Source organism: Saccharomonospora iraqiensis subsp. paurometabolica YIM 90007, from assembly GCF_000231035.2.
Lineage (GTDB): Bacteria > Actinomycetota > Actinomycetes > Mycobacteriales > Pseudonocardiaceae > Saccharomonospora > Saccharomonospora paurometabolica.
On record NZ_KI912260.1, the window covers coordinates 86,911 to 91,192 of the forward strand.

At 72.8% G+C, this 4,282-nt stretch carries 4 protein-coding genes and 1 pseudogene; 4 read left to right on the plus strand and 1 reads right to left on the minus strand.

What is annotated here, in order from left to right; translation table 11 throughout:
* Positions 1-522 (plus strand): annotated as a pseudogene (locus SACPADRAFT_RS34255) (hypothetical protein); the annotation flags it as partial.
* 26 nt (positions 523-548) lie between these two features.
* Positions 549-1,010 (plus strand): hypothetical protein, encoded by a 462-nt coding sequence (locus tag SACPADRAFT_RS0222530; RefSeq protein ID WP_007026696.1) that lies wholly within the window; start codon positions 549-551, stop codon positions 1,008-1,010.
* Positions 1,011-1,013: 3 nt separating this feature from the next.
* Here the strand turns inward: SACPADRAFT_RS0222530 and SACPADRAFT_RS0222535 are convergent, their stop codons facing one another.
* Complete coding sequence (locus SACPADRAFT_RS0222535; protein ID WP_007026695.1) at positions 1,014-1,904, minus strand: dienelactone hydrolase family protein; 891 nt, start codon at positions 1,902-1,904, stop codon at positions 1,014-1,016.
* A 214-nt stretch (positions 1,905-2,118) separates the two neighbouring features.
* Here SACPADRAFT_RS0222535 and glmS point away from each other — a divergent pair, with 214 nt between their 5' ends.
* The gene (glmS, locus tag SACPADRAFT_RS0222540; RefSeq protein ID WP_028662686.1) at positions 2,119-3,981 is read left to right on the plus strand and encodes a glutamine--fructose-6-phosphate transaminase (isomerizing); all 1,863 of its coding nucleotides are present in this window, start codon (positions 2,119-2,121) and stop codon (positions 3,979-3,981) included.
* A gap of 9 nt (positions 3,982-3,990) precedes the next feature.
* The coding region (locus tag SACPADRAFT_RS29325) for an NAD(P)H-hydrate epimerase (protein ID WP_007026693.1) at positions 3,991-4,282 on the plus strand (292 nt) is incomplete at its 3' end.

The window sequence follows — 4,282 nt, forward strand, 5'->3', positions numbered from 1 at the left end:
GAGCCGGAGGTCGGCGACCGCGGGGGCGGGCGCGGTGGGGAAGCGTCGGCCGCCGACGTTCCGAGCTCCCCGCAGGGTTCCGAGGCGGTGTCCGGAGGTGCGACCGCGTCGGCTGCGGACAGCGGTGCCGCGGCCGGTCCGGACCCGACCACGACGACACCACAGGCGGTCAGCGGAGGCGGCGGTGGATTCCCCGGCGACGGAGGTGGGAGCGGCGAGCCCGCCACATCCTCCGGTGCCGGGCTCGACGACCGCTCGTCCCCGTCCGGTGTCGGGCTCGGGGCGGCGCCCGGCGGAGGTGTCGAGGCCGGTTCCTCCGCGGCCGGTGGGGGCTCCATGGGCGGCATGGGCATGATGGGCGGTATGGGCGCGGGAGGCGCCGGTGGTCAGGACGGTGACCAGGAACGTTCGTCGAGCGCCTACCGCATCGAGGGGGACATCTTCGAGGCCCTGAACACCGGGGTACGGATCAGCGGCACGATCGGTGACACGAACGATGTGACGATCAAGTTCGGCCGGTGACGGTCGTGGGTGGAAGGTGACTTCGTATGACATCCGGGGCTCCCGCCAGGCTGGTCGAGCGGCTCGCCGAGATCCGGGCGAGCGCCGAGGCGCGGTCGACGGCACTGGCCGAGGCCACCCGACAGCGTGCCGAGGCGGTCGCCGAGCAGGCTGAGCAACGTAAACAGGCCAACGAGGCGCACTGCGCCGAACTCGACCGTCAGGTCGAGGAACAACGCACCGCGGCCGAGGAGTCGAACGCCAAGAACCAGTGGTTGCAGCGTGGCCCGGGGCACGAGGCGACCTACCGGTTCGTCGATGCGGACGAGACGGAAGCCGCTTCCCAGCCCGCGTCGACGCAACCCTCGCCGACGCCGCCCCCTCCGGCGCAGCCCGCTCCACCGGTCGGCCCCGAATCGTCGGGTCCGCCGCCGCGCCGGGCTCGCCCCGCACGCTCGACCGACGACTTCGACGACGAGGACTTCTCCAACAACAGTTGGATGCAGTAGTGCTCAGGTGTGCTGGTGGGCCGCCCGGTTGTCGTGGTCGATCCGGGCGGCCTTGAGGTCGGCGTCGAACACTTCGCGGTAGGTGTCCTCGCCCGCGAGCTTGGTCAGGAAGAACGCGGTGAACAGGGCCCGCACCGTGCGCTGGACGGAGTGCTGTGGCTTGCCCTGCAGGAGGAGCTGGCTCCAGTGGTAGCCCTCGGTCACCCCGAGGTGGGTGGCCTTGGGCAGGGTGCGCAATTGCACCGGGCCCGCCCAGGCCTTGCTGATCGCCTCCGCGTTGCCGGTGGCGGGGGCGACGACGTCGTCCGCGGCGGCCAGGTGCAGGCCCGGAACCGTGACGTCGGCGGCGGCCCTCGTCGCCGGGGGCATGGTCTGCGCTGCGGCGACCGTGGCGACGGCGTTGACGTGGGGTACGTCGTCCGCGGCGTCGGTGTTGTCGGCCCGGCCGCCGTCAGCCGTGTCCCGGCCTCGTCCCCGTTCGGTCTCCGGCCCCGCGGCGGCGAGGACCGCGGCACCGCCCCCGATGGAGTGGCCGGCGAGGCCGAGTCTGTCCGGGTGGACGCTGATCCCGTCCGGGCCGAGCCGGACCTTCCGGACGATGTCGAGGGTGGTGCGCAGATCGGCCGCCATCAGCCGGTGCGAGGGGAGGGGTCCACGGCCGGTGGCGGGGGCGGCTGTGACGATGCCCCAGCTCGCGAGGTGCCGCAACAGGCTCCGGTAGCGGCCGGGGGGCTGCAGCCACCCGTGCCCGAAGGCGACGGCGGGCAGGTTCAGACCCGCGCGCGGTGTGTACACCACGCCGGGCAGGCCGACCAGGGCGAGATCGCCGCGCAGGACGTCGTGCGGACCGGGGTGGGAGAGCTGCTCGATCAGCCGCTTCGCCGTGCTCGCCATGGCAGGAGACTAGCCGACCATCCCACCCCCGGCAGGCGCCGCCCGAAGGTCCGGCCCACATCCGCCACGGTTCCGGTGGGCGGTCGCGGGACCACGGTCCGCCCGCGAAACGCGCCACTCCCACGGCCCGGGTGGCGCGTTTCGCGGGCGAACCGCGTCCCCTCCCCGGGCGGGGCGGCGTGCGGGGGTGGCCGGTGTCGTTACGCTGAGGGGCGTGTGTGGAATCGTGGGATACGTCGGGCATCGTCAGGCCCTCGACGTCGTGCTCGGTGGGCTTCACCGGATGGAGTACCGGGGCTACGACTCGGCGGGCGTCGCCATGGCCACCGGTGGGCAGACACTGACGGTCGAACGCCGGGCGGGTCGCCTGGCCAACCTTGAGTCTGCCGTCGAGGCCACCGGGCGGGACGCGTTCGCCGGGACGGCGGGTATGGGCCACACCCGGTGGGCCACCCACGGGCCGCCGGTCGACCGCAACTCCCACCCGCACCGGGACGCCACCGGCCGGGTCGCCGTGGTGCACAACGGCATCATCGAGAACTTCGCCGCGCTGCGCGCCGAGCTCGAGGCCTCCGGCGTCGAACTGAGCAGCGACACCGACACGGAGACGACCGCACACCTCATCGCCCGCGCCTACGCCGACGGCGAGACGGCGGGGGACCTCCCGGCCAGCGTCCGTTCGGTCTGCCGCCGGCTCGAGGGCGCGTTCACCCTCGTCGTGACCCACGCCGACCAGCCGGACCTCGTCGTCGCCGCGCGCCGCTCGTCGCCGCTGGTCGTGGGGGTCGGCGAGGCGGAGATGTTCGTCGCCTCCGACGTCGCCGCGTTCATCGAGCACACCCGGGACGCCGTCGAGCTCGGGCAGGACCAGCTCGTCGTGATCGGCCGGGACGGGTACGAGATCACCGACTTCGCCGGGGACACCGCCGAGGGCAAGCCGTTCACCGTCGACTGGGATCTCTCCGCCGCCGAGAAGGGCGGCCACGAGTACTTCATGCTCAAGGAGATCGAGGAACAGCCCGAGGCGCTGGCCAACACGCTGCGCGGCCACTTCCAGGACGGCCTGGTCGTCCTCGACGAGCAGCGGATCTCCGACCAGGACCTGCGTGACGTGGACAAGGTCTTCGTCGTGGCCTGCGGTTCGGCGTACCACTCGGGGTTGGTGGCGAAGTACGCGATCGAGCACTGGTGCCGCCTGCCAGTGGAGGTGGAACTGGCCAGCGAGTTCCGCTACCGCGACCCGGTCCTGGACCGCGACACCCTGGTGGTGGCGGTGTCCCAGTCCGGGGAGACGGCCGACACCCTCGAGGCGGTGCGGCACGCCCGCGAACAGAAGGCGCGGGTGCTCGCGGTCTGCAACACCAACGGCGCCCAGATCCCCCGGGAGTCCGACGCCGTGCTCTACACCCACGCGGGCCCGGAGATCGGGGTGGCCTCCACGAAGGCGTTCCTCGCGCAGGTGGCGGCCAACTACCTGGTCGGCCTGGCACTCGCCCAGGCGCGCGGTACCAAGTACCCGGACGAGGTCGCCGGCGAGTTCGCCGAACTGGAGGCGATGTCGTCGGCGGTGCACAAGACGCTGGAGACCCTGGAGCAGGTGCGGGGCCTGGGCAGGCGGCTGGCCGAGTCCAAGGCGGTGCTGTTCCTCGGCAGGCACGTCGGCTACCCGGTGGCGCTGGAGGGCGCGCTGAAGCTGAAGGAGCTCGCCTACATGCACGCCGAGGGCTTCGCGGCGGGCGAGTTGAAGCACGGCCCGATCGCGCTGATCGAGGACGATCTTCCCGTGGTGGTGGTGATGCCGTCACCGAAGGGGCGGGCGGTGCTGCACTCGAAGCTGGTGTCGAACATCAGTGAGATCCAGGCGCGGGGCGCGCGCACCATCGTGATCGCCGAGGAGGGCGACGACCGGGTGCGTCCGTTCGCGGACGAACTGGTGGAGATCCCCGCGGTGCCCACGCTGCTGCAACCGCTGGTGTCGACGGTTCCGCTGCAGGTGCTCGCCGCCGAGATCGCCCGTGCCCGCGGTTTCGACGTCGACAAGCCGCGCAACCTCGCCAAGTCGGTGACGGTCGAGTAGGCGGGCCCCGTGCGCGGCATCTGGACCACCGCACACGTGCGTGCCGCCGAGGAGCGGCTGCTGCGGGTGACCCCCGAGGGGGCGTTGATGCGCAGGGCGGCCTACGGGGTGTCCGTGCGGGCCGCCGCGATGCTGTCCGAGCACACCGGGGGTGTCTCCGGCAGGCGGGTGGTCCTGGTCGTCGGCGCGGGGAACAACGGTGGGGACGCGCTGTGGGCCGGCGCGTCCCTGCGTCGGCGGGGTGTCGCCGTCACCGCGTTGCTGTTGCGGCCGGACCGGGCGCACCCGGCGGGCCTGGCGG

What these genes read in the sequence shown, in the direction of transcription:
- SACPADRAFT_RS0222530 (WP_007026696.1), top strand. Translation starts at nt 549, where the DNA reads ATGACATCCGGGGCTCCCGCCAGGCTGGTCGAGCGGCTCGCCGAGATC.
- SACPADRAFT_RS0222535 (WP_007026695.1), bottom strand. Translation starts at nt 1,904, where the DNA reads ATGGCGAGCACGGCGAAGCGGCTGATCGAGCAGCTCTCCCACCCCGGT.